This is a genomic window from Penaeicola halotolerans (genome assembly GCF_016464625.1).
In the GTDB taxonomy this organism is placed as follows: Bacteria; Bacteroidota; Bacteroidia; order Cytophagales; family Cyclobacteriaceae; genus Penaeicola; species Penaeicola halotolerans.
Genome location: NZ_JAEAGO010000002.1, coordinates 538,865 through 561,150, shown reverse-complemented (window position 1 = coordinate 561,150; position 22,286 = coordinate 538,865). Strand labels below are relative to the sequence as shown.

General features: G+C 40.6%; 22 protein-coding genes. 10 read left to right on the top strand and 12 right to left on the bottom strand.

Annotated elements, in window-relative coordinates; all coding sequences use genetic code 11:
* Positions 1–5 precede the first annotated feature (5 nt).
* Complete coding sequence (locus tag I5349_RS06715) at positions 6–1,133, bottom strand: DUF4271 domain-containing protein (protein WP_226389976.1); 1,128 nt, start codon at positions 1,131–1,133, stop codon at positions 6–8.
* The gene (locus I5349_RS06710; protein ID WP_226389975.1) at positions 1,111–2,838 is read right to left on the bottom strand and encodes a POTRA domain-containing protein; all 1,728 of its coding nucleotides are present in this window, start codon (positions 2,836–2,838) and stop codon (positions 1,111–1,113) included. Before I5349_RS06710 ends, I5349_RS06715 begins: the two co-directional genes overlap by 23 nt.
* 36 nt (positions 2,839–2,874) lie before the next feature.
* Here I5349_RS06710 and hemW point away from each other — a divergent pair, with 36 nt between their 5' ends.
* The 4 genes from hemW (at position 2,875) to I5349_RS06690 (ending at position 6,100) form a co-directional block, all read left to right on the top strand.
* The gene (gene hemW, locus I5349_RS06705) at positions 2,875–4,002 is read left to right on the top strand and encodes a radical SAM family heme chaperone HemW (RefSeq protein ID WP_226389974.1); all 1,128 of its coding nucleotides are present in this window, start codon (positions 2,875–2,877) and stop codon (positions 4,000–4,002) included.
* Positions 3,999–4,313 carry a DciA family protein gene (locus tag I5349_RS06700; protein WP_226389973.1) on the top strand — a complete coding sequence of 105 codons (315 nt, stop codon included), beginning with the start codon at positions 3,999–4,001 and terminating at the stop codon, positions 4,311–4,313. The genes hemW and I5349_RS06700 overlap by 4 nt, the downstream gene beginning before the upstream one ends.
* A gap of 2 nt (positions 4,314–4,315) precedes the next feature.
* A complete protein-coding gene (locus I5349_RS06695; protein WP_226389972.1) occupies positions 4,316–4,831 on the top strand; it encodes a hypothetical protein in 516 nt (171 codons plus the stop codon).
* A gap of 66 nt (positions 4,832–4,897) precedes the next feature.
* On the top strand, positions 4,898–6,100 hold the full coding sequence (locus I5349_RS06690; RefSeq protein WP_438865895.1) for an RsmB/NOP family class I SAM-dependent RNA methyltransferase: 1,203 nt from the start codon (positions 4,898–4,900) through the stop codon (positions 6,098–6,100).
* 99 nt (positions 6,101–6,199) lie between these two features.
* On the opposite strand, the gene rplS is transcribed toward I5349_RS06690, so the two are convergent.
* The 4 genes from rplS to I5349_RS06670 form a co-directional block, all read right to left on the bottom strand.
* Positions 6,200–6,556 carry a 50S ribosomal protein L19 gene (rplS, locus tag I5349_RS06685; protein WP_226389970.1) on the bottom strand — a complete coding sequence of 119 codons (357 nt, stop codon included), beginning with the start codon at positions 6,554–6,556 and terminating at the stop codon, positions 6,200–6,202.
* 117 nt (positions 6,557–6,673) lie between these two features.
* A complete protein-coding gene (gene trmD / locus I5349_RS06680; RefSeq protein WP_226389969.1) occupies positions 6,674–7,351 on the bottom strand; it encodes a tRNA (guanosine(37)-N1)-methyltransferase TrmD in 678 nt (225 codons plus the stop codon).
* A 3-nt stretch (positions 7,352–7,354) separates the two neighbouring features.
* A complete protein-coding gene (rimM, locus tag I5349_RS06675) occupies positions 7,355–7,882 on the bottom strand; it encodes a ribosome maturation factor RimM (protein WP_226389968.1) in 528 nt (175 codons plus the stop codon).
* Between the two features lie 12 nt (positions 7,883–7,894).
* A complete protein-coding gene (locus I5349_RS06670) occupies positions 7,895–8,452 on the bottom strand; it encodes a 30S ribosomal protein S16 (protein WP_226389967.1) in 558 nt (185 codons plus the stop codon).
* Between the two features lie 229 nt (positions 8,453–8,681).
* On the opposite strand from I5349_RS06670, the gene I5349_RS06665 reads away from it, so the two are divergent.
* The 5 genes from I5349_RS06665 to I5349_RS06645 all read left to right on the top strand — a co-directional run bounded on the left by I5349_RS06665 (position 8,682) and on the right by I5349_RS06645 (position 14,103).
* Complete coding sequence (locus tag I5349_RS06665; protein ID WP_226389966.1) at positions 8,682–9,779, top strand: vWA domain-containing protein; 1,098 nt, start codon at positions 8,682–8,684, stop codon at positions 9,777–9,779.
* Between the two features lie 3 nt (positions 9,780–9,782).
* Positions 9,783–11,300: a sigma 54-interacting transcriptional regulator gene (locus I5349_RS06660; RefSeq protein WP_226389965.1), complete on the top strand. Its 1,518-nt coding sequence runs from the start codon at positions 9,783–9,785 to the stop codon at positions 11,298–11,300.
* 66 nt (positions 11,301–11,366) lie between these two features.
* The gene (locus I5349_RS06655; RefSeq protein WP_317194233.1) at positions 11,367–12,014 is read left to right on the top strand and encodes an AlbA family DNA-binding domain-containing protein; all 648 of its coding nucleotides are present in this window, start codon (positions 11,367–11,369) and stop codon (positions 12,012–12,014) included.
* Between the two features lie 204 nt (positions 12,015–12,218).
* Positions 12,219–13,556: a PhoH family protein gene (locus I5349_RS06650; protein ID WP_226389964.1), complete on the top strand. Its 1,338-nt coding sequence runs from the start codon at positions 12,219–12,221 to the stop codon at positions 13,554–13,556.
* A gap of 190 nt (positions 13,557–13,746) precedes the next feature.
* Entirely contained in the window at positions 13,747–14,103 is a 357-nt protein-coding gene (locus I5349_RS06645) for a hypothetical protein (RefSeq protein ID WP_226389963.1), read from the top strand.
* A 67-nt stretch (positions 14,104–14,170) separates the two neighbouring features.
* Here I5349_RS06645 and I5349_RS06640 read toward each other — a convergent pair whose 3' ends face one another.
* The 3 genes from I5349_RS06640 to I5349_RS06630 all read right to left on the bottom strand — a co-directional run bounded on the left by I5349_RS06640 (position 14,171) and on the right by I5349_RS06630 (position 16,881).
* Positions 14,171–14,926: a LytR/AlgR family response regulator transcription factor gene (locus I5349_RS06640; RefSeq protein ID WP_226389962.1), complete on the bottom strand. Its 756-nt coding sequence runs from the start codon at positions 14,924–14,926 to the stop codon at positions 14,171–14,173.
* A 189-nt stretch (positions 14,927–15,115) separates the two neighbouring features.
* A complete protein-coding gene (locus I5349_RS06635; protein WP_226389961.1) occupies positions 15,116–15,841 on the bottom strand; it encodes a LytR/AlgR family response regulator transcription factor in 726 nt (241 codons plus the stop codon).
* An 11-nt stretch (positions 15,842–15,852) separates the two neighbouring features.
* Entirely contained in the window at positions 15,853–16,881 is a 1,029-nt protein-coding gene (locus tag I5349_RS06630) for a sensor histidine kinase (RefSeq protein ID WP_226389960.1), read from the bottom strand.
* Positions 16,882–17,175: 294 nt separating this feature from the next.
* On the opposite strand from I5349_RS06630, the gene I5349_RS06625 reads away from it, so the two are divergent.
* Complete coding sequence (locus I5349_RS06625; RefSeq protein WP_226389959.1) at positions 17,176–17,511, top strand: hypothetical protein; 336 nt, start codon at positions 17,176–17,178, stop codon at positions 17,509–17,511.
* A 122-nt stretch (positions 17,512–17,633) separates the two neighbouring features.
* On the opposite strand, the gene uvrA is transcribed toward I5349_RS06625, so the two are convergent.
* The 3 genes from uvrA to I5349_RS06610 form a co-directional block, all read right to left on the bottom strand.
* Complete coding sequence (gene uvrA / locus I5349_RS06620) at positions 17,634–20,507, bottom strand: excinuclease ABC subunit UvrA (RefSeq protein ID WP_226389958.1); 2,874 nt, start codon at positions 20,505–20,507, stop codon at positions 17,634–17,636.
* Positions 20,508–20,591: 84 nt separating this feature from the next.
* Positions 20,592–21,542 (bottom strand): lytic transglycosylase domain-containing protein, encoded by a 951-nt coding sequence (locus I5349_RS06615; RefSeq protein WP_226389957.1) that lies wholly within the window; start codon positions 21,540–21,542, stop codon positions 20,592–20,594.
* Positions 21,542–22,279: an LOG family protein gene (locus I5349_RS06610; protein ID WP_226389956.1), complete on the bottom strand. Its 738-nt coding sequence runs from the start codon at positions 22,277–22,279 to the stop codon at positions 21,542–21,544. The genes I5349_RS06615 and I5349_RS06610 overlap by 1 nt, the downstream gene beginning before the upstream one ends.
* Positions 22,280–22,286 lie beyond the last annotated feature (7 nt).

Sequence of the window (22,286 nt, the reverse complement as noted above, 5' to 3'; positions counted from 1 at the left end):
TTGTTTCAACCAATGAAAATTTTCATCAGTATGACTACAGGTATTAATTCTGCGGTGCAAAGGTAAGAAATAATATGAATATTATTAAAACCACTATTTTGTTTGAGGTAAATAAACAAAATGAAAATACTAGCAAAATACCAGACAAAACCCAGCCTAATCGTCCAGAACCAAAAATCAGGAATGAGGTAGAGATGATTGACCGATAAATAGCAAAAAACCACGAGTGCTAAGAGCATAAAAAAATTAATCATCTTAAGTAAAAAAAGGTAGTGAAACTTTACCAAAATGCCGAATTGATAGATGTAGCCAAAAAAGCTTAAGAATAAATATTTGGCAAATGCTACTGCTATAAATCCAAGTGAGATCAATAACCAAACACCTAAATTAGTCACCAATGCATCTGATGAAGTATAGTCTACTGTGTTGTAAAAATAATCGTTGACTTGAAGTCCAACCATCACTGATAAACCAAGCAATAAATGGATCATTCCTAAAATGAGTACAAAATCCAAGGTAAAGAATCTCCCTCTACTCGTACCTTCTTCTAGTGCCTCCACTGAGAAAAATGAGAAAGGATTGAAGAAGGCATTAAATGAAGCTGGATATGAACTTCTGATGATCACAAATGATAACAAAATGATGATGGCTGCAAGGATTAGAAAATCTGAAAAGTAAGATTGCTCCCTAGACATGATCTCTCTATCAGAACTACTTTTGGACATAAAAAAACCACTGGCTATCTGAACTTCATCCAGAGAGATGTCCTCACCATGCAAGACTAATTTTGCTTTATTTACACCAAGTTTTTCACTCAGCTCACGATGACGCCATTGAAGTGTAGTATCTGTTTTAGTGATCAGCTCGATCTCCTCATTGAGCAAAAGTGCTGTTTCTGCTGGTAGTGAAACTCTCAGAATGGCTTCTGGGAAATAACTCAAGTCAATCTCAGTGGTCACTGATACAGGCGAAAAATACCAATTGCTCTCGTGCGTCACAGACCAGTCATAGCGATAGTTTTTGATCACATTAAAAGTCGAGTGCTCTTGGCCTATGGACTCTGTGCATATGCATATCCCGACAAGCCAAAAGATCAATATGCCTAGTTTTTTAAAATCTACTGATGTAGCCAAAATGTATTTTCGAATAATTAAGTCCAAAAGGCTGTGCCTCAGCCTTTCCTAATCCATAAATAAAATTGAATATCCCTCCTGCTGTACTTAGACTGATCCCCAATCCAGTTCCAAATGGATATTCCCTAAAATTACGGTTTTTCAAGTCGCTTTTGATGTAAGCCTGATCAAAAAACACTAAGAAATATGAAAACTCATCAAAGTAAAATCTTGATTCAACATTTAACAAAGCGTACTCGCTAGCAAAAAAGAAGTTTTCATTGAAACCCCTGATCGATTTTAGTCCGCCTACCCTGTAGAGATCATTGACAAAAAGTCGATCATTTGCCATGAAGCCTCCAGTAATCCTCGTCAGCAGTGTTGTCCTTCTACTTACTGGAGTGAATCTCTCTAGTCGGGCATGCACATTTAATTGAAGCGTCTGCAAATCTACCCCTTCATACAATGCGGCATCTATTCCTGTATTTCTTCTGATATTTTTATTCCCGACAGCAAACTCTACCTCACTTTGCCAGCCTCGGAAAGGGTTGAAATCATCATCTAAATAACTCAACTGATAATTAATCCCGTATTGATTTAGGTCAAAATCTACTAAATCTGGTAGTTCGGTCGCTTCACGATACTGAAAAGTCGATAGTAGATTGGCTGCTCTAAGACTTGTAAAAAATCCAATTCTTGCATGAGCACTAGGTCTATAGCTGATATCAAATCGAAAATTTCTGTTAGTAAAAGAGCTGTCTTCCTTGAGTAGAAAAAAATTAGCTTTCAAGCTGACAGGTGAACCAAATATGTTGCTTTCTTCTGCCAATAGATTTAAGTTTTGAGACAGCTGGCTGAGCCTTTGCCAAGCGATATTGAGATTCCGCCCCGCTCCGCCTAAGTTGTAGAGCGCTAGGTTAAATTGCCCTGTGATCAATACCTTGTTTTCTTCCAGTTCATTAGGCAAGAGACCGATGATACCATCTATCTGATTGATCCTGCGATCATCTACCGCTAGGTAGAGTGTGGACTCACTATTCTGAAAGGACTGTTCTGGCACTTTTTGGATACGTAAATAAGGCAAGCGTGCTAATCGCTGCGCTGCTTGATCTACTTTTCGCTGATCATAGGGTTCACCCTGCTTGATAGAGAGATAAGCAGACAAAAACTTCCTTTTGGTTTTGGTATTTCCCGAGAGCTGTAGTGTATCAAAGCGAATCAAAGGCCCAGGTTCATATGCTATCGAAGCGGCTACTTTGCTATCCTTGATCACCATACTATCTAATCTAATATTAGCGAAAGGATAACCTCCATTTTCACTAATGCTAATCACCGACTCGAAGAGATCAGCCACTTCTGTGTAACTGAAAACTTTATCCCTGAAAAAACGATCTCGATAGCCACTTTTAGAGAGCAAAGATTCTTCTACATTGCCTGGTTTGAGATACACCCACTCATACTTTTCCCCTGTGATGATTTTCACATAAGCAGTTTTTTGCTCAAAAGTCAAATCAGACCAATAGGCCGCCAAGTATCCTCTCGACTGCAACTGACTGACTGCTATTTGAGCTGCTTGATAGACTTGAAGCGAATCATCAACACTTTTAGACAAATTCAATCCTTCTAGTGCGCGCCCCTCTGGCTCAGCGGTCAAATACACCAAGCGATACTGAGCTGACAAGCTGATCGATGAGAAACTGAATATGAGAAAAAGGAGGTATTTCAAATTGATGATGCTTATTTTTGTCTAAAATTATAAATTTTGGCTGGAATCTACATCCATATTCCTTTCTGTAAGCAAGCATGTCACTACTGTGACTTTCACTTCAGCACTAATCTCAGCTATAAATCTGCTATGGTGCAGGCTATCATGACTGAAGCTGCGTTACAAAAAGGCTTTTTGAAAGAACATAAAATCAAAACCATCTACTTTGGAGGAGGCACGCCCTCACTTTTATCTTCTCAAGAATTAGAGTTGATATTGAACACCTTAGCTAAAAACTTTGACCTAAGCCAAGTCGGTGAAATAACATTGGAAGCCAATCCTGATGATCTCAGCAGAGAAAAGCTTACAGAACTAAAACAACTTGGGATCAATAGGCTGAGCATTGGCATACAGTCCTTTCATGAACCCTTCCTGCAAATGATGAATAGGGCACATACAGCCCAAGAAGCCCTGCAAGTAGTGGATCATGCAAGAGCCGCAGGGTTTGACAAGTTGAGCATAGACCTGATCTATGCCATTCCTCATGCAGATCACACTATCTGGCAAAAAGACCTTGCTATAGCCATGTCTATAGATCCTGGGCATATTTCTAGTTACTGTCTTACAGTCGAGCCAGGTACCGCACTCGGCAGATGGCAGACTAGTGGCAAGTTTGAAGCAAGTAGCGATGATTTTGCAGCAGATCAATTTGAACTGCTACTTGCTACCATGGACAAGCATGGTTATGAGCAATATGAAATCTCCAACTTTGCCAAAGAAGGGCATCACTCGCAACACAATAGTGCCTACTGGCAGTACATTCCCTATCTTGGGTTAGGGCCAGGAGCACACAGTTTTGATGGCGAGCAAAGACAGCACAATATCAGCCACAATCCTAAGTACATCAAATCCCTCCAAGCAGATTTGATTCCCGCGACTATAGATCACCTTAGCCCTTCTGATCAGCTAAATGAATACATACTGACCTCTCTGAGAACCAAATGGGGGACATCATTAGAAAAAATCGCGAATACTTGGCAAATCACCTTAGACCTCAATAAAATTCATAACTTTATACAAGATCAATTCCTAAGCCTAGAGCATAATACACTCAAGCTCACTCCAAAGGGCAGGCTTTTAGCAGACCAGATCGCTATGGAGTTATTTGTAGAAGACATGGTATGAAAAATACACCAGAACAGTTTAAAAGAAAGTCTAATATAAGTCCGCTAAAAGAAGCCATCGATCAGCTCCTGAAGACCTATCAGATCAAAGATAAGTTTGAAGAAAAAAGCTTGATCAGCTCTTGGGAAAAACTCATGGGCACACCTATCGCCAAGCGCACATCAAGCCTTTATATTAAGGATAAAAAACTATTTGTTACACTCACCTCTGCGCCTCTGAAGCAAGAAATGATGATGACTCGGCATAAAGTCATGGAGATCATCGTCCAAGAATTTGGTAAAGATGTCGTAGAAGAAATCATCTTTTTATAGCCATGAAAAAAATCTTATTATCCATTTCCCTTATATGTATCGTCTCATTAGCAACCAATGCACAGACTGTATATAGTCAAGACACAGAGTCTATAGACAACATCATAGAGGCACTGTATGAAGTGATCTCTGGAGAAGCCAATGAAGCTCGAGATTGGGACAGATTCACTAATCTATTTGCCAAAGATGCCAAACTCATCCCAACCACAAAAAATGCCGCTGGAGAAATCTCTTACCGCTATTGGACACCTGCTGACTATGTAGAGATGTTTACCAGTAGCCGAAGAACCACTGGTTTCTTTGAAGAAGAGCTCGCTAGGAAAACAGAAACTTATGGTAGCATCGTGCATGTATTCACCACTTATGCCACGAGAGCCACTAAAGATGGCCCCACTACTAATAGAGGCATCAATAGCATCCAACTACTCAAAGGAAAAGACCGCTACTACATCATGAATATCTTCTGGAGTGCTGAAAGCGATGGATACCCACTACCAGACATATACCTAAAGGACTAATATCCTGTCAGAAGCGCATTACGCTAAATAATGCTTACCTTTGTGACTTAATTTTAAAACATGCCAATAAGACTTCACAAAAATACTACAGAGGCAGTAGCCGAAGGACTCTATCAAATCTTTCATGACAACCTTTATGCTGATAAAGTAGTAGAGAAGCTACTCAAAACCAATAAAAGATGGGGTGCAAGAGACCGTGCATTCATCGCTGAAAATATCTACGAAATAGTCAGATGGTGGAGACTAATCACCACCTTAACCCCAATAGACCAATCTAAAAAAGTTCACTACTATAGAGCCTTTGGCACTTGGGCAATCCTTCAAGGACATGATCTTCCAGACTGGGAAGAGTTTACTACGCTCAGACCTGACAAGATTAAAAAGCAATATGAAGCGTTAGACAACAGGGCTATTTTAGAATCTATCCCTGACTGGCTAGATCAAAAAGCAAGCATGCAACTTGGCGATTTATGGCCAGAAGAAATCGCTGCGCTCAATGATCAAGCAGAGGTAGTTCTCAGAGTCAATAGACTAAAGACAACTCCTAAAGAGCTGGCAAGCACTTTGGCATCTACGGATGTCCAAGCTTACTTAGTACCAGACTATCCAGATGCCTTGGTCTTAGAGAAAAGACAAAATATATTTCTTAATCCAGCCTTTAAACAAGGTCTCTTCGAAGTGCAGGATGGCAGTTCTCAGCGCGTAGCAGCAGCACTGGATGTAGCACCAGGCATGCGTGTGATCGATGCCTGTGCAGGTGCCGGTGGTAAATCCCTTCATATCGCAGCCATGATGCAAAACAAGGGCAGAATCATCTCTATGGATGTTGAAGAGTGGAAACTTTTCAACCTCAAGATTAGAGCGAGAAGAGCTGGTGTACAGATCATAGAAAGTAGACTGATAGAAAACAATAAGACGATCAAGCGTCTACACGAAAGTGCAGACAGGCTCCTCCTAGATGTGCCTTGCTCAGGACTAGGCGTACTTAGGAGAAATCCAGACACGAAATGGAAGCTCAGTCCAGACAGCATTGAGCATGTCAAAACATTACAAGAAGACATCCTGCATAACTACTCTAAGATGCTCAAATCTGGGGGTATCATGGTCTATGCGACATGTAGTATACTGCCAGAGGAAAATAACCTTCAAGTAGAAAAGTTTCTAGCCTCAGAAGCTGGTAAAGATTTCACTCTCATCCATGAAGAGCGTGTCCTGGCTCATCAGAGTGGCTTTGATGGCTTCTACATTGCTAAAATGCAGAAAAAATAGTAACTAAATAATCACCCACAGTTTACAACATCAAACTATAAGACAAAAGAAAAGGGCTTTCGAAACCGAAAGCCCTTTTTTAATCTATTATTATAACCATTAACCAATTTTCTCTTTGATTCTAGCTGCCTTACCTTGACGACCTCTTAGGTAGAACAATCTAGCTCTTCTTACTTTACCTTGTCTCAATAGCTCGATTTTTTCGATGCTTGGAGAAAGGATAGGGAAAATTCTCTCAACACCAACACCGTTAGAAACTTTTCTTACTGTGAAAGTTTCACCGTTAGAGTTAGCATTTTTTCTCTGGATTACTGTTCCTTGGAACTGCTGGATTCTCTCTTTGTTACCTTCTTTGATTTTCACGTGAACGTTGATCGTATCTCCAGCATTGAAAGTAGGAAAATTAGCTCTTACGTCTTTGTATTCCTCTTCAATAAGTTTAATTAAGTCGCTCATATCTTTAGTATGTCTAGTTCTAATCCGAAATGGATTGCAAATATATGAATTTTTTTTCTGTATGATATTTTCCTTAGAAAAATATTTAGTTAAAACCTGAAATATTAGCTACTTAACTCAATCTGCTAATAGGTCTGGTCTTCTCTCTTTAGTTCGCTTTATCGCTTGCTCAAATCTCCACTCAGATATCTTCTGCTCATGCCCAGAGAGTAGTACTTCGGGTACTTTGAGCCCTTTATACTCAGCTGGTCTTGTATACACAGGAGGAGCTAGTAGATTATCTTGAAAGGAGTCCGTCAATGCCGATGTTTCATCTGAAAGGACTCCTGGAAGCAATCTGATGATCGCATCTGAGACGACTGCTGCCGCAAGTTCTCCACCAGAAAGCACATAGTCACCTATACTGATTTCTCTCGTGACAAACATTTGTCTGGCTCGCTCATCGATTCCCTTATAGTGCCCACAAAGGATAATGATGTTTCCCTTCAAGGATAACTCATTGGCGATACGTTGACTGAACCTCTCACCATCTGGCGTCATGTAGATGATTTCATCGTAGTCTCGCTGTGACTTCAGTGCCGATATACATCCATCTATCGGTTCGATCGACATGACCATCCCTGCGCCTCCACCAAATGGATAATCATCTATACTTTTGTGCTTGTCTGTACTGTAAGCTCTCAAATCATGGATCTCTACAGTGACCAATCCTTTATCAATTGCACGCTTCAAAATAGACGCACTAAAAGGACTCTCAAGAAGTGACGGCAAACAAGTAATGATATCGATCCTCATATTTTAGTCTTCTAGATATACATCCAACAGCCCTTCTGGTAGATTGGTATGAATCACCTTTAGCGACTTATCTACTTTAGTCACGATGGCATCATTGATAGGAATCAAGACTTCTTTTCCAAAATATTCCATCCCAATCAACACTTGGCTTGGCATCTCATAGATATTGGCTACAGTGCCTAATCCACCCAAGTGTGCATCTTGTATAGCATATCCTGATAGCTCATGATAATAATACTTATCAGGACCTAATTCAGGGAGCATTTGCACTGGTAAGTACAATACACAACCCTCCAGTTGTTCGGCTTGATCCACAGAGTCAAAGTCTTCAAACTTTACAAGTGCGCGCCTTTCCTGCAACACCATATACTCAATAAAAAAAGGAACCAGTCGAGAGTTAAACTCTACAAAGACTGATTCCAAATTTTGGTAGTACTCTGGATTGTCTACATCTAGTACGATGCTGACTTCACCGTGAATACCGTGAATTTTAGCCACATATCCCAACTGGAAGCAAGCTTCCTTATTCATGGGACAGAGTGTTTAGTTTTGCTCTTCAGTGTTATCTTCTGCCGCAGGAGCTTCTCCTTCTGCGCTTTCTGCAGTCGGCTCTTCAGCTGTCTCTGCAGCGGCTGCTTCAGCTTCCTTCTGCTTAGCAGCGATAGCCTCAAGTCTAGCAGCATTCTTCTTAGCCTCAGCATCTAGAGCAGCTTTCTTAGCATCTTGCTTAGCTTTAGCTAGTCCTTCTACCTTACCAGAGATTTTGCTGTCTTTAGACGCTTTCCACTCTTCAAACTTAGCATCTGCTTGCTCTTGAGTGATGGCACCTTTCAATACACCAATTTGAAGATGTTTTTTCAATAACACCCCTCTGTATGAAAGCATCGCCTTCACAGTATCAGTTGGCTGCGCTCCATTCAGCACCCATGTTAATGCTTTATCGTCATTGATCTCGATAGTAGCTGGGTTAGTGTTTGGATTGTATGAACCAATTTTCTCGATGAACTTACCATCACGTGGCGCACGAGCATCAGCCACTACTACATCATAGAATGGCTTTCTTTTTTTACCTCTACGGGCTAATCTGATTTTTACTGACATTTTATTGTTGTTTTAGTCATGCGATGGATCCCGTCCATCTTTTTCGGACTGCAAAGATAGAATTAGTCTTTGATTTATAAAACTATTGAAACAAAAATTAATCAGCACACAGACTGATTATCAGCATTTTTATCCTACAAAGACTAGCCACTTATCAATACATATCGGATTGCGCTGACATTTCGACTAATTAAATAAACTCCAGACACTCAATTCGTGTTTGCTACATATGCGAGGATATAGATTCACTAAATTCATCCCAGAGCAAGATCCAGAAAAATCTAGATTCGAAAACCTGCTCAATATCTTTCTACAACTAGTCAGTATGACTGGTGGAGATGCCGCTGAAGCCCTCAGCTGGTTGAGTAACTTAGATAAGAGATACAATCTCACCAGCTCCAATTATGGAATAGGAGATTTCATACAAGACCTTAAGGACAAGGGATATCTCACAGAAGAAAATGCCAAAGGATCATTTAAGGTCACACCAAAAGGTGAGCAGGCGATCAGAAAGAGCGCCCTTGATGAAATATTTGGCAAGCTAAAAAAGGGTAACAAAGGAAACCACTCAACCAAATTCACAGGTCTAGGGGATGAGCAAGGCACTGATCGCAGAGCTTATGAGTTTGGGGATAATTTAGACCAAATCGCGCTCACGGAATCTATCCGTAACGCCCACGTCAATCATGGCCTTGGAGACTTTAAACTTACAGAAGATGATCTAGAAGTAGTAGAAAGAGAGTATAAATCACAGACCTCTACTGTACTTATGATCGACATCTCCCACTCGATGATACTATATGGGGAGGACAGGATCACTCCTGCTAAAAAGGTGGCCATGGCACTTGCTGAATTGATAAAAACCAAGTACCCTAAAGACACCCTTGACATCATCGTCTTCGGTAATGATGCTTGGCAGATTCAGTTGAAAGACTTACCCTTTTTGCAAGTAGGGCCCTATCATACCAATACAGTAGCTGGCTTAGAACTAGCGATGGACCTTTTGAGGAAAAGAAAAAATGCCAATAAACAGATCTTCATGATCACTGATGGCAAGCCTACTTGTCTTAAAGTGGGCATCAAATACTATAAAAATAGCTTTGGTATCGACAGCAAAATCCTCAATGAAACACTCAAGCTTGCTGCTCAATGTCGAAAACTCAGTATACCTGTGACGACTTTTATGATTGCCTCAGATCCTTATCTAAAAGAGTTCGTGAAGGAGTTCACCAAAGTCAATAATGGTAATGCCTACTACAGTAGCTTAGAAGGCTTAGGCCATTTGATTTTTGAAGATTTTAAAAGAAATAGAACTAAAAGATTTTAATACATGCAATACGAAAAAATCTCCGCTAAAGACCTCCTTAAAATCAAAACCTTAGGTGAGCTTAAAGCTACCGGCTATACACCAAAGTCTATCAAAGAGGAGTTGAGGGCAAACTTAATCTCCAAACTCCAAAAAGGAGAGCAAGTCTTCGAAGGAATCTATGGATATGAAGATACGGTCATCCCAGACCTAGAGAGAGCTATCCTCTCTATGCACAATATCAACCTACTAGGACTTCGTGGACAAGCTAAAACTAGGCTAGCCCGTATGATGACCAAGTTGCTAGATGAATACATCCCAGTAGTCAAAGGTAGCGAACTCAATGACGATCCTATGGTTCCTATCTCACATGCTGCGCAGGATTTGATCAAAGCACATGGAGATCAGACACCGATAGAATGGTGGCATAGAGACGATCGATATGCTGAGAAGCTAGCCACACCAGATGTGTCTGTGGCAGATTTGATAGGTGATATCGACCCCATCAAGGCTGCTACTCTAAAACTCAGCTACTCTGATGAGCGAGTATTACACTATGGAATGATCCCAAGAGCCCATAGATCTATTTTTGTGATCAACGAACTCCCAGACCTTCAGGCAAGGATTCAAGTTTCCCTTTTCAATATATTACAAGAGGGTGACATTCAAATCAGAGGATTTAAGCTGAGACTGCCTTTAGATATCCAGTTTGTCTTTACTGCCAATCCTGAGGACTACACTAACAGAGGAAGTATCGTGACACCGCTCAAGGATCGTATCGAAAGCCAGATCATCACCCACTATCCTAAGTCTATCGAAATCGGTAAGCGCATCACAGCCCAAGAGGCAAGACTTCAAAAGAGAAGTGCTGGAAATATCCACATCCCTGAACTGGCCAAAGATCTCATAGAGCAAGTAGCAGTAGAAGCACGCTCTAGCGAGTACGTAGATGAAAAGAGTGGCGTATCTGCTCGATTGACTATATCAGCTTATGAAAATCTCATGAGTGCTGCAGAGCGTAGAGTACTGATCAATAAAGAAGAAAACACTGTGCTTCGAGTGGTTGACTTTATCGGCATCATCCCAGCCATCACGGGCAAAATAGAGCTTGTCTATGAAGGTGAGCAAGAAGGCGCGGGTATTGTAGCACAGTCACTGATCGGCAAATCCATCAGATCTTTATTCCTATCCTTTTTCCCAGATCCTGAGAAAAGTAAAAAGGAGAAAGAAAACCACTATGCACCGATCATGGAATGGTTTGGTTCGGGAAATACCCTCGACATATTGACGCAATCTAGTGATAAGACTTACAAGGAAACTCTGAGTCAGGTACCTGGATTAGAGGATCTAGTCAAACACTATGTGCCTAAACTTGCTGACATAGAAAAAGAGTTCTACATGGAATTTGCACTTCATGGTCTAGCAGAGTTTAGTCAGATTAGTAAAAAGACTTTGGAAACAGGCCTTCAATTCAAGGATCTCTTCAGCAGCATGTTTGACATGACAGGAGATCTGGGTGATGAAGATGAGGATTTTAGCTAAACAGCTAATTTGATATATTTGCAGAGGAGGTGAGTAGCCTCCTTTTTTTATCCCAGCAAAACATACATGATGACGCTACAAGAACTCAAAAAGCTGGTAGAAGGTGGAGAGGGTCTACACCTTGAATTTAAAAAGAAAGTAAATCATCCTGACAAAGTAGTCAGGGAAGCAGTAGCCTTTGCCAATACCGCTGGAGGATATTTACTACTCGGTGTAGATGACGATGGCACACTCAGTGGGCAAAGATATATCGAAGAAGAAGTTTATACTTTAGAAAAGGCTTTTAAAACCTACTGTAGACCAGAAATCCCTTATGAAATCAAAGTAATCAAACTATCTGAGAAAAAAGGAGTAGCAATCTTTAAAATCCCTCATAGTACCAAAAGGCCTCACTACGTGATCACTAGTCCAGCTGATAAAAGAGGCAAAGCGTATGTAAGAGTAGCGGATCGCAGCATACAAGCTAGCAAAGAGGTCTGGCAAGTCATCAAGCGTGGTAAAAAAGAAAAGGATATCTCATTTATCTACGGAGAAAAAGAAAATGCACTAATGAAGTATCTCGGAGAACATGACTTCATCACACTAAAGACCTTTGCTGAGATAGCCCAAATCCCAAAATTTATAGCTTCACAAACACTGGTCAGGCTGACACTCGCCAGTGTGATCCGCATAGAACCTCGTGAGTTAGAGGATAAGTACTTTTTGAAAAGTTAGTTTTCCTTGACTTAAACACTAGCTATCAGTGACCTGACATTAAGGTACTGTTATGATTAGCCCATCAGTTTTTAGAAATAAATTGATTTACAGCAGGTTATATTTTTTTCATCATTACCTGCATTTCTTTTAAGATTTAGAGAAGTTATTCCGAGATATTATCTCTAAATTAAAGACAACTAACCAATTAACCAGCTGTAGATTATGCCAAAAGAAAAATCCCAAAAGAAGATTTTTGTGCTCGACACCTCAGTGATCCTCTATGAGCATATCTCTATCATGAACTTTGCAGAACATGATGTAGCCATTCCTATCACCGTATTGGAGGAGTTGGATCAGTTTAAAAAGGGGAACGACACTAAAAACTTCGAAGCTAGAGAGTTTATACGCCTGCTGGACAAACTCTCCAAAGACAACATGATCCATGATTGGACACCGCTCAATGGCAAGTCTAAAGGCAACTTCAAAATCATGATGCATTCTGACAGTACGCTGGATGCGCAAGTGATTTTTAATGAAGAAAAAAACGACCACCGAATCTTAAATGCTGCACTGAAACTCGTGCAAGAAGAAAAAGGTCGAAAAGTCATCCTAGTCAGTAAGGATATCAATCTTAGACTCAAAGCGAAATCTCTGGGACTTCCTGCGGAGGACTACGAGACTGGAAAAATCAAAAACGTAACAGAACTCCATACAGGCAAAACCATCATTGAAGACATAGACCCTGCTGTGATCAATAAATTTTATGATCAGGAGAGAGTGCCTGTCAAAGATGTCTTAGGGCGTAAAAAACCGATGATCAACGGATTTTATATCCTAAAAAGCGATAAAAATTCTGCCTTGACTTATTATGATCATGATCAGCAGTTGATGACCAAGGTGGATAAGCAGACCATCTACGGTATCAAGCCAAAGAATGCTGAGCAAACCTTTGCTATGCATGCGATCATGAATCCAAATGTCAAACTAGTGACCATCCAAGGAGTCGCAGGTACTGGTAAAACACTCTTGGCACTTGCAGGAGCCCTAGAGCAACGCAGAGAGTATAAGCAGATCTTCCTAGCGCGTCCTATAGTGCCGCTGAGCAATAAAGACATCGGCTATCTCCCTGGAGATATCAAGTCCAAGCTCAACCCTTACATGGAACCACTCTGGGACAATTTGAAATTCATCCAGAACCAATACAATGAAAATGACAAAGAATTCACCCGAATCACAGAAATGGTGAATCTAGAAAAACTGGTGATACAACCGCTTGCGTATATCAGGGGGCGTAGCTTGAGCAATATCTTCTTTATCGTAGATGAAGCTCAAAACTTAACGCCTCACGAGGTCAAGACCATCATCACCAGGGCAGGAGAAAATACCAAGATTATCTTCACAGGAGACATCTATCAGATAGATACCCCTTACCTAGATAGTCAAAGTAATGGACTCTCATACCTCATAGATCGGGTCAAGGAGCACCCGCTTTATGCCCACGTCAAACTGGAAAAAGGGGAACGCTCTGAGTTGGCTAACCTTGCTAATGAGATGCTTTAAGAAAAATTAACAGAATAATTATTTGGTTCATGCAACCATCTACTGTTCGAAAGCAAATTTTATATTGTCCGTTTTTGAGACAGTTAATTTCTGTTAATCTCTTAAATCATCGAAAATAAGCCGTATTGGCTGTTTGGCATAGGATTTGGCAATTGTGAGACATACGATTTTATCAAAAATTTTTTCTACCATGAAAACGCTAGTATTCTCTCAAAAAAACATGTGTGCTTTAGTAGCACTTGCCCTTGCACTTTTAGTAGTGCTTTCTGCCTCTAGCTGTTCTCCTACAGCTAAGGAATATGCTGATGCTGATCAAGTATCTGTAACTAACGACACTGTTGAAGATGATATATTAGTAACTGACTTATTTGATAAAAAGCTAAGCATGACTACCATCTTCATACTTGATGAAAAAAATGAAATCATCAGAACCTATCAAGTAGAAGATATCGAAAATATCCAAGATGAATCTATCAATCAGGATATCGCTTCAAGTGCACATCTGATGACAGATCGTAGGTCTGTATTCTACAAGAAAGATGCTTAAACGCTTCCTGAAACGAAAAAAACCGACTCATTAGTCGGTTTTTTTATGCCTTGACCATTATATCAAATCAACTTTCAGTGATGGTATTTAGCTTAGCCAAGAGTGCATTATAATATTGTCTTCCTACAGGCACTTTCATACCATTGTCTAGTGTAACTTCCTTGGTATTGAGTAGTTCTATCGCATCTAATTGTACGATATATGATTTTTGTATCCGTAGAAACTGCTGACTTGGAAGCTTATCTTCCATCTCTTTCATAGACTTTCTCAGTACAAAATCCTTATTTCTAGACTTAACAGTCACCATGTTCCCATTAGCCTCTATGTAGAGTATATCCTTATGTCTTACCTTTTCGAAGTTTGTATCATTTTTGATAAATACTGCCTCGTTAACTAAGAAGGCAGGATCTGTAGCGCCTGGCATCGGAGCATCGACAGACGAAGGTCTGTTCTTTGCATTGAAGAGGACGATCTCTACCATCGCATGGATGTCGTTGCTATTGAATGGCTTCACGATAAATCCTGCTGGATTGATACGCTTGGCACGCTCCAGGATCTCTGGATCAGAGTAAGAAGTCACGTAGATGATCGGGACATCAACCATTTTCTTGACGATTTCCCCAAGTTCGATCCCATCTTTATCTCCTTTGAGCTTGATATCCATAAAGACTACATCAGGCCGAGTTTTCTTGATGGCCTTCACTGTTTGATTAGCCGAGTTGGCTATTTCTATATTGGTAAAGCCTATCAGCTCTAGTATCTCTTGCAGGTTTTCGGAGATGAAAACTTCATCCTCTACAATTAATATTTTCTCGTCTCTCATGACTTATAAAATTTTACAGAGATTAAAATTAGCATTTCGAAATAATTTACAACTCTTTTTTGACAAAAAATGCAACTAAATCGCATTGATTTTGATAAACAGCTTTTTGATTCAATAGACTTGCTTTTTTGTGTATGTATAAAAACTAACTAAAAGACAATAAAAAAGCCGAGACTAGCTCGGCTTTGATTATAAACTCATCATATCTTTAAATCTTGCGGCTTGTCTACGACTGACCTCCACCTTTTCTCCTCCTCTAAGCGTCACCACTAGCCCACCATTGAACCAAGGCTCGATGCCTTCTACCCAGCTTAGGTTGATGATATGTTTTCTACTTGCTCTAAAAAACGAACGCTCATCTAATCTTTCATCTAGGGCATTGAGTGACTTATGAATCATCGGCTTGAAGTTCTCAAAGTAGATCTTGATGTAGTTCCCATCACTCTCAAAGAGTCTGACATTTTCAAGCTTTACAAACCAACACCTGTCTCCATCTTTGACAAATACTTGATCGTTGATGGTAAGCTTTTGGCCTTGCTGATGTTCTTGGATTTGCTGATCACGAGAGATCTTGGTCTCTATCTTTTGGATACTTTCTTTGAGTCGCTCCGGCTGCACTGGTTTGAGCAGGTAGTCTAAAGCATTATATTCAAAAGCCTTGAGTGCATATTCATCATAAGCAGTTGTGAAGATCACATGAGGAGCCACTTCTAATTCTTCTAGCAGTTCGAAGCCCGTCTTGCCAGGCATCTGTATGTCTAGGAATATCAGATCTGGCTGCAGTTCTGCTATCTTTTGGATAGCATCATCCACATTGACTGCCTCACCTACTATCTCTACATTTTTATATTCTGCCAGTAAATTGCTCAGCTCTTTTCTAGCCAGTCTTTCATCATCTATGATCAGTGCGCGCATATTGGTAAGTTTTAGTCCTTAGTCGGTATTTCTATGTCTACCGCTACATGGCTTTCATCTTTATTGTATATTTTAAAATAAGCCTTATCCCCGTATATCAGCTTGAGTCGCTGCTTTGTATTGTTGATTCCATGTCCGCCATGCTTTCGCTTGGATACCACAGAGCTCAGTTTCCCACTGTTAACGATGCTAATATATAAATTCCCATTCTCTTTTACACGAGCCTTGAGTTCGATTTTGCCGCCAGCGATTAGATTAGAGATACCATGCTTGATACCATTTTCGACTAGGGTCTGTACCATCATCGGAGGCACATTGAAGTCATACGCTTCTGGATCTATCTGAATGTCAACTTGTAGGCGCTCTTCAAAGCGAATCGTCTCTAGAGCCAAATAATCTTTTACTGTATTCAACTCATCTTCAAAGTTGATCAATCGCTTCTTATCCATGATCAAAGAATTCCTTAAAATATTAGATAGCTGAGTGATCGCCATCTTGGCTTTGATCGGATCCTCATCTACTAATGCCCGAACGCTATTTAGTGCATTGAATATAAAGTGCGGGTTGAGTTGTGCACGTAAGTGATTGAGCTTGATCTCATTGATAGCTGCTTCGTATTTGAGTGAGTTATTATAATTATTGAAAAAGAAGTAGACGAAGTAAATCATCGACCAGAGCGAATAATAAAGAAAGGCAAACAAGAAATTTACTGAAAGCACACTTACTCTCAAATCTCTACTGTTCAATGTATCAAAAACTTTCCCTAAACCTATCTGAAAGAGGATATTGAAGAAACTCAAAATGATGATTCCCGTAAATACTACGAGTACGAGTCTATTGAGAGAGAAGCTCAAAAAACCATATCGCTTGATGACTAAGCGGAAGAGATTGGTACTAAAAAGGTAGAAGGCAGCCAATGCTATGATCGAGGTGATATCCACTCGATTATTCGGCAAAGCGATAGACAAGAGGATATTGGTCAGTGCATAGATACCCCAGCCTGACACTTGTAATATCCAATAAAGCTTTTGTCTATTCATTCTCAATGCTGTTCATCCTTTGACCAATTTTCAAATATAGCAGAATACTGAGTTTGTACTCGCTTAATTTGACAACTAGCAGATACCTTACACAAAAGGAATATAGTGTCATTTTAAAGTCTAACCACCTACCAAATCTTCATTTATATTCGTCAGTCGCTGAATATAAGCATCAAATATATGGGCAAAAATAGCTACCTGAAAAATACTTAAGATTTTCTCATTAATATTGAAACTTAGAATATTATTCCGCGTAATGATGTATGTAAACTCAAATAAAAAATTTATACAAAAATGAAGACTAAAAAATTATCAATTATTTTGTTTTCAATTTCTCTTGCTTTCTTATCTTTGCAGCCTACTTGGGCAAATGAGGGACCTGCAAAAGATCAAAAAGTAATCAGCTTCCTAAATCAAGAATTGAGTGAAACGGAAGATCAACTTTTAGAAAACTCCCTTACCCTTTTCTTTATAGATGAAAAGGCAGATATACAAAGAAAAGTAGTATTAGAAGAAGGCATGAGTGAGGCTGATCGTAAAGAGATCAAGCAAATGATCAACTCAAGCAAACTAGTGATGGTAAAAAATCAAACATACTTTTACTTAAAAAGTGAGAAATCATCAAACTAGTCAAACCTTCTTCTATCACAGTTCGTAAATAGAATAAAGTTTTTCATAGTTTAGTTTAATAGGTTAATAAAGTTTGGTTGAAAAGTAAATACCCCGAAGCTTCTTGGCTCGGGGTATTTTTTTTATACTACTTCTTTCATTCCAAGTTCTATGCGGAGAAACTTCGCTGTGTGACTTTGAGGATGCCTTGCGACCTCCTCTGGAGTTCCCTCAGCGATGATCTGACCTCCTTTTTCTCCACCTTCTAGCCCTACATCTATGATATGGTCAGCTACTTTGATCACATCTAGATTGTGTTCGATGATCAGCACAGTATTGCCTTTGTCAGCTAGCTTATTGAGCACATCTAGCAAGTGTTGGATGTCTTGAAAGTGCAGTCCTGTAGTAGGCTCATCAAGGATATACATGGTCTTACCAGTATCCTTTTTGGACAGTTCAGTAGCTAGCTTGACACGCTGAGCTTCACCTCCAGAGAGTGTAGTAGCATGCTGACCCAGTGTGATATAGTCAAGACCCACTTCATTGAGTGTCTGTATTTTTCTTAAAATCTTTGGCTGATTTTCAAAGAATTCTACCGCTTGCTCCACTGTCATGTCTAGCACATCTGCTATAGACTTTCCTTTAAACCTGACTTCTAGTGTTTCTCTATTATATCGCTTGCCTTTACAGGTTTCACATGGGATATGCACATCTGGCAAAAAGTCCATCTCTACGAGCTTCATACCCGCACCTTCACAGTCTTCACATCTGCCTCCTTTGACATTGAAAGAGAAACGACCGACTTTATAACCTCTGATCTTAGACTCTGGCAACTCTGTGAAAAGACTTCTAATATCACTGAAGACTCCAGTATAAGTGGCGGGATTAGACCTAGGCGTACGACCTATGGGTGACTGATCCACCTCTATGACTTTGTCGATATGCTTAAGTCCATCTATAGAGGTATAAGGAAGCGGGTCTTTTTTCGAGTGATATATGTGTTGATTTAATATCGGATATAGGGTCTCATGTATAAGCGAAGATTTACCACTACCGGACACTCCTGTGACACAGACCATCTTGCCTAGGGGTATCTCCAAGTCTACATTTTTGAGATTGTGACCTGTTGCTCCTTTGAGCAAAATAGACTTCCCCTTACCTTTTCTTCTTTCTACTGGTACGGCTATAGAAAGTTCTCCATTGAGGTATTTAGCAGTTGTACTCCCTTGCTTCAGAAAATCAGCTGGCGTACCCGCTGCGACTACCGTCCCTCCGTGCCTGCCTGCCCCAGGACCGATATCTAGCACATAGTCTGAGTCAAGCATCATGTCTTTATCATGCTCTACAACAATCACTGTATTCCCTAGGTCTCTCAGGTCTTGTAGTGCTTTGATGAGTTTGACATTGTCTCGCTGATGCAGTCCGATACTTGGCTCATCTAGGATATACAATACACCCACGAGTTGCGTACCTATCTGAGTAGCCAATCTGATCCGCTGAGCTTCTCCACCTGAGAGCGTTCTGAGTGGGCGATTGAGTGTGAGATAATTTAGCCCTATATCCAACATGAAGCCAATGCGCTTTCTGATTTCCTTGAGCACTTCTGCACCGATGAGATTTTGTCGCTCAGTCATACGTGTCTCTACATCAGCAAACCATTCGCCTAACTGACTAAGATCCATCATGGCTAGTTCAGCGACATTTTTTCCTCCGATCATGAAGTGAAGCGCTTCCTTTTTCAGTCTAGTTCCTTCACATTCTGGACAAGTCTTCACTGTGAGATAGTCACTCAACCACTCTCTGGTCTTATCAGTCCCTGTTTCTTGTTGTTTTTGGAGAAAATTAAAGATTCCCTCAAAGGTAGTGTTCCACTGCGTCCCAGGATATTTGACCGATTCTACAGCGACTGGCACGCTATCGCCATGAAGTATCATATGGAGTACTTCATTTGGGATTTTCTCGATCGGAGTACTCAAACTAAGTTTGTGTCGCTTGAGGATAGCTTCCAGCTTTTTGAAAATCCAAATATCTCTAAACTCTCCCAGCGGGGCGATACCACCTCTACTAATACTCAAACTACGGTCTGGGATGATACTATCTTCAGTGATTTCTTCTATCTCTCCTAGTCCATTACAAGTCTGACAAGCACCATATGGTGAGTTAAAAGAAAAAGTATTTGGTGCGGGCTCATCGTACGAAAGACCTGTCTTTGGATCCATCAAGTATTTAGAAAAGTGATGAATCTCATTTTGTTCATCTCTAAGCATGATGATCCCTTTGCCATGCTGCATGGCTGTCTTCACTGACTGACTGATCCTAAAACGATCCTCTTGCTCCACTACGATGCGATCTATGACGATCTCTATATCGTGTGTTTTATACCTATCGAGCTGCATCTTGGGTACCATCTCCATCACGACTCCATCTACCCGTACTTTGCTAAAGCCCATCTTGCGGACTTGCTCAAATAGCTCTCTGTAGTGACCTTTTCTACCCTTCACGATAGGCGCCAAGATGATGAGTTTTTGACCTTCAAAATTCTTAATGATCTGATCTAGGATTTGATCTTCACTCTGGCGGATCATCTTTTCACCAGTCAAATAAGAATATGCCTCACCCGCTCTCGCATAGAGTAAGCGCATGAAATCATAGATCTCTGTGACTGTACCCACCGTAGAGCGTGGGTTTCTAGAAGTAGTCTTTTGCTCGATCGATATGACGGGACTCAAACCTTGGATCTTGTCCACATCGGGCCTTTCCATCCCTCCTAAAAATGACCTTGCATAGGCAGAGAAACTCTCCATATACCTTCGCTGTCCCTCTGCATAGATCGTATCAAAAGCTAGTGAAGACTTACCACTACCACTGATTCCAGTGATGACTACTAGTTTATTTCTGGGGATGCTCGCATCGATATTCTTTAGATTGTGCTCTCTAGCACCAAAAATCTCAATTTTCTCTTCTGCCGTCTGTTTAGAGACCACTGCCTTACCTGCTTTCAAATCAGTGCTGTTCATAGAATTGCAAATTAGCTAAAATCACTTTAGCCTCATACTTAGGGTAACCAGATAAAAGGGATTGAGTTTATCCGATCTATGGATTTATAGTGCAGGACTTTTCCCTCCATAGCTCACGGGAATGTGTATGGTGTAAGATTTCCCTTTTCTTACTGTGAGCTGTGGCTTCCTTAGCCATGGGTTGTAGAGCTTAAGTATCTTGTAGTTGATCCCTTGCTCTTGGGCAAATACCGCTAAATCTTTGATACTTTGTGTGACCTCCACTTCTCTCAATTCGATTGGCTGATAGATGCCATTGATCTCATAGCCATATGTCTTAGGTTTTTCAAAAATCTCCTTCATCGCCAAGATGCGAAAAACATAGCGTGAGGTCTCCTCATTGAGTAATAAGTCATAGTAGCTGTCGACCTTTTGCTCGTCCATCCTACGCAGCAGTCCCGTGCGACCCATGTTGTAGGAAGCTGCCACGTCTGTCCACGAACCAAATCGCTCATAAGCAGACAGGAGATATTTACAAGCAGCCTCTGTAGAAGCGATCGGATCATAGCGCTGATCTATCTCATCATTGATTTCAAGTCCTAGCTCTTCACCAGTCTTAGGCAATATCTGCCAAAACCCAGTAGCTCTGGCTGGAGAGACGACATTGAGCAAACCACTTTCTATCACTGCCAAGTATTTGAAGTCTGTGGGTACACCATTTTTCTCCAATATCTTTTCCATCTGAGGAAGCCAAATGCCAGCTCGCTTGATCGTCAGGATGGTATTAGAGTTCCAGTAAGTGTTCACATATATCTCACGCTCAAAACGCTCCAATACGTCAGGCTGCTCTAGCGGCACACGCTCACCTGCAAATTTCAAGTCCTTAGGCACATCAAAGGTGTAGACTTTATAATTATCAGGAAAATTGATGAAAGTCGTATCACCACTCTGTGTCAAGATCATGCTTGGCTGCGCAGACTGAGACTTGCTTGCCAGAACCCATAGCCCTAGCAAGCCTATCAGTGTATAGATGACATATATATGAACTCTCGACATTAGTAGTTTGGAGATAAAAGGTACTTAGAGTAGAAGTCATCAATGACTTTGACGGCATCTGTAGGGTTATCTACGAGATTGACCAAATCCAAGTCTTCTGCATTGATGTACTTATTGTCTTTGAGCATGGTATTTCTGATCCAGTCAAAAAGCCCTCCCCAGTATTCCTTACCCACTAGCACAAGCGGAAATCTGCCGATCTTCTTAGTCTGTATGAGTGTAAGCGCCTCAAAAAGCTCATCCATCGTACCAAATCCACCAGGTAATACGATAAAGCCTTGGGCGTATTTGGTAAACATGACCTTACGCACAAAGAAGTAGTCAAAAGTGATCACCTTATCTGGATCGATATAGATATTGTGCGACTGCTCAAATGGCAGCTCGATATTGATCCCAACTGATTTACCATTTTCACTTCTTGCACCTTTGTTACCAGCCTCCATGATACCAGGTCCACCACCAGTGATCACACCATATCCATGACGCACTAGCTTAGCTGCGATCTCTTCTGCCATGATGTAGTGAGGATGATCTGCAGGAGTACGTGCTGAACCAAATATCGATACGCAAGGCCCAATTTTAGCGAGCTTTTCAAAGCCCTGCACAAATTCCGCCATGATCTTAAAAATAGCCCAAGAGTCAGAACTCTTGATTTCATTCCAATCCCTTTCCTTAAAAGCCTTCCTGATCTTCACTTCTTCTGCTTCCATTAGCTCTTTTTTCTCTTTCTCTGTCATCTTATTA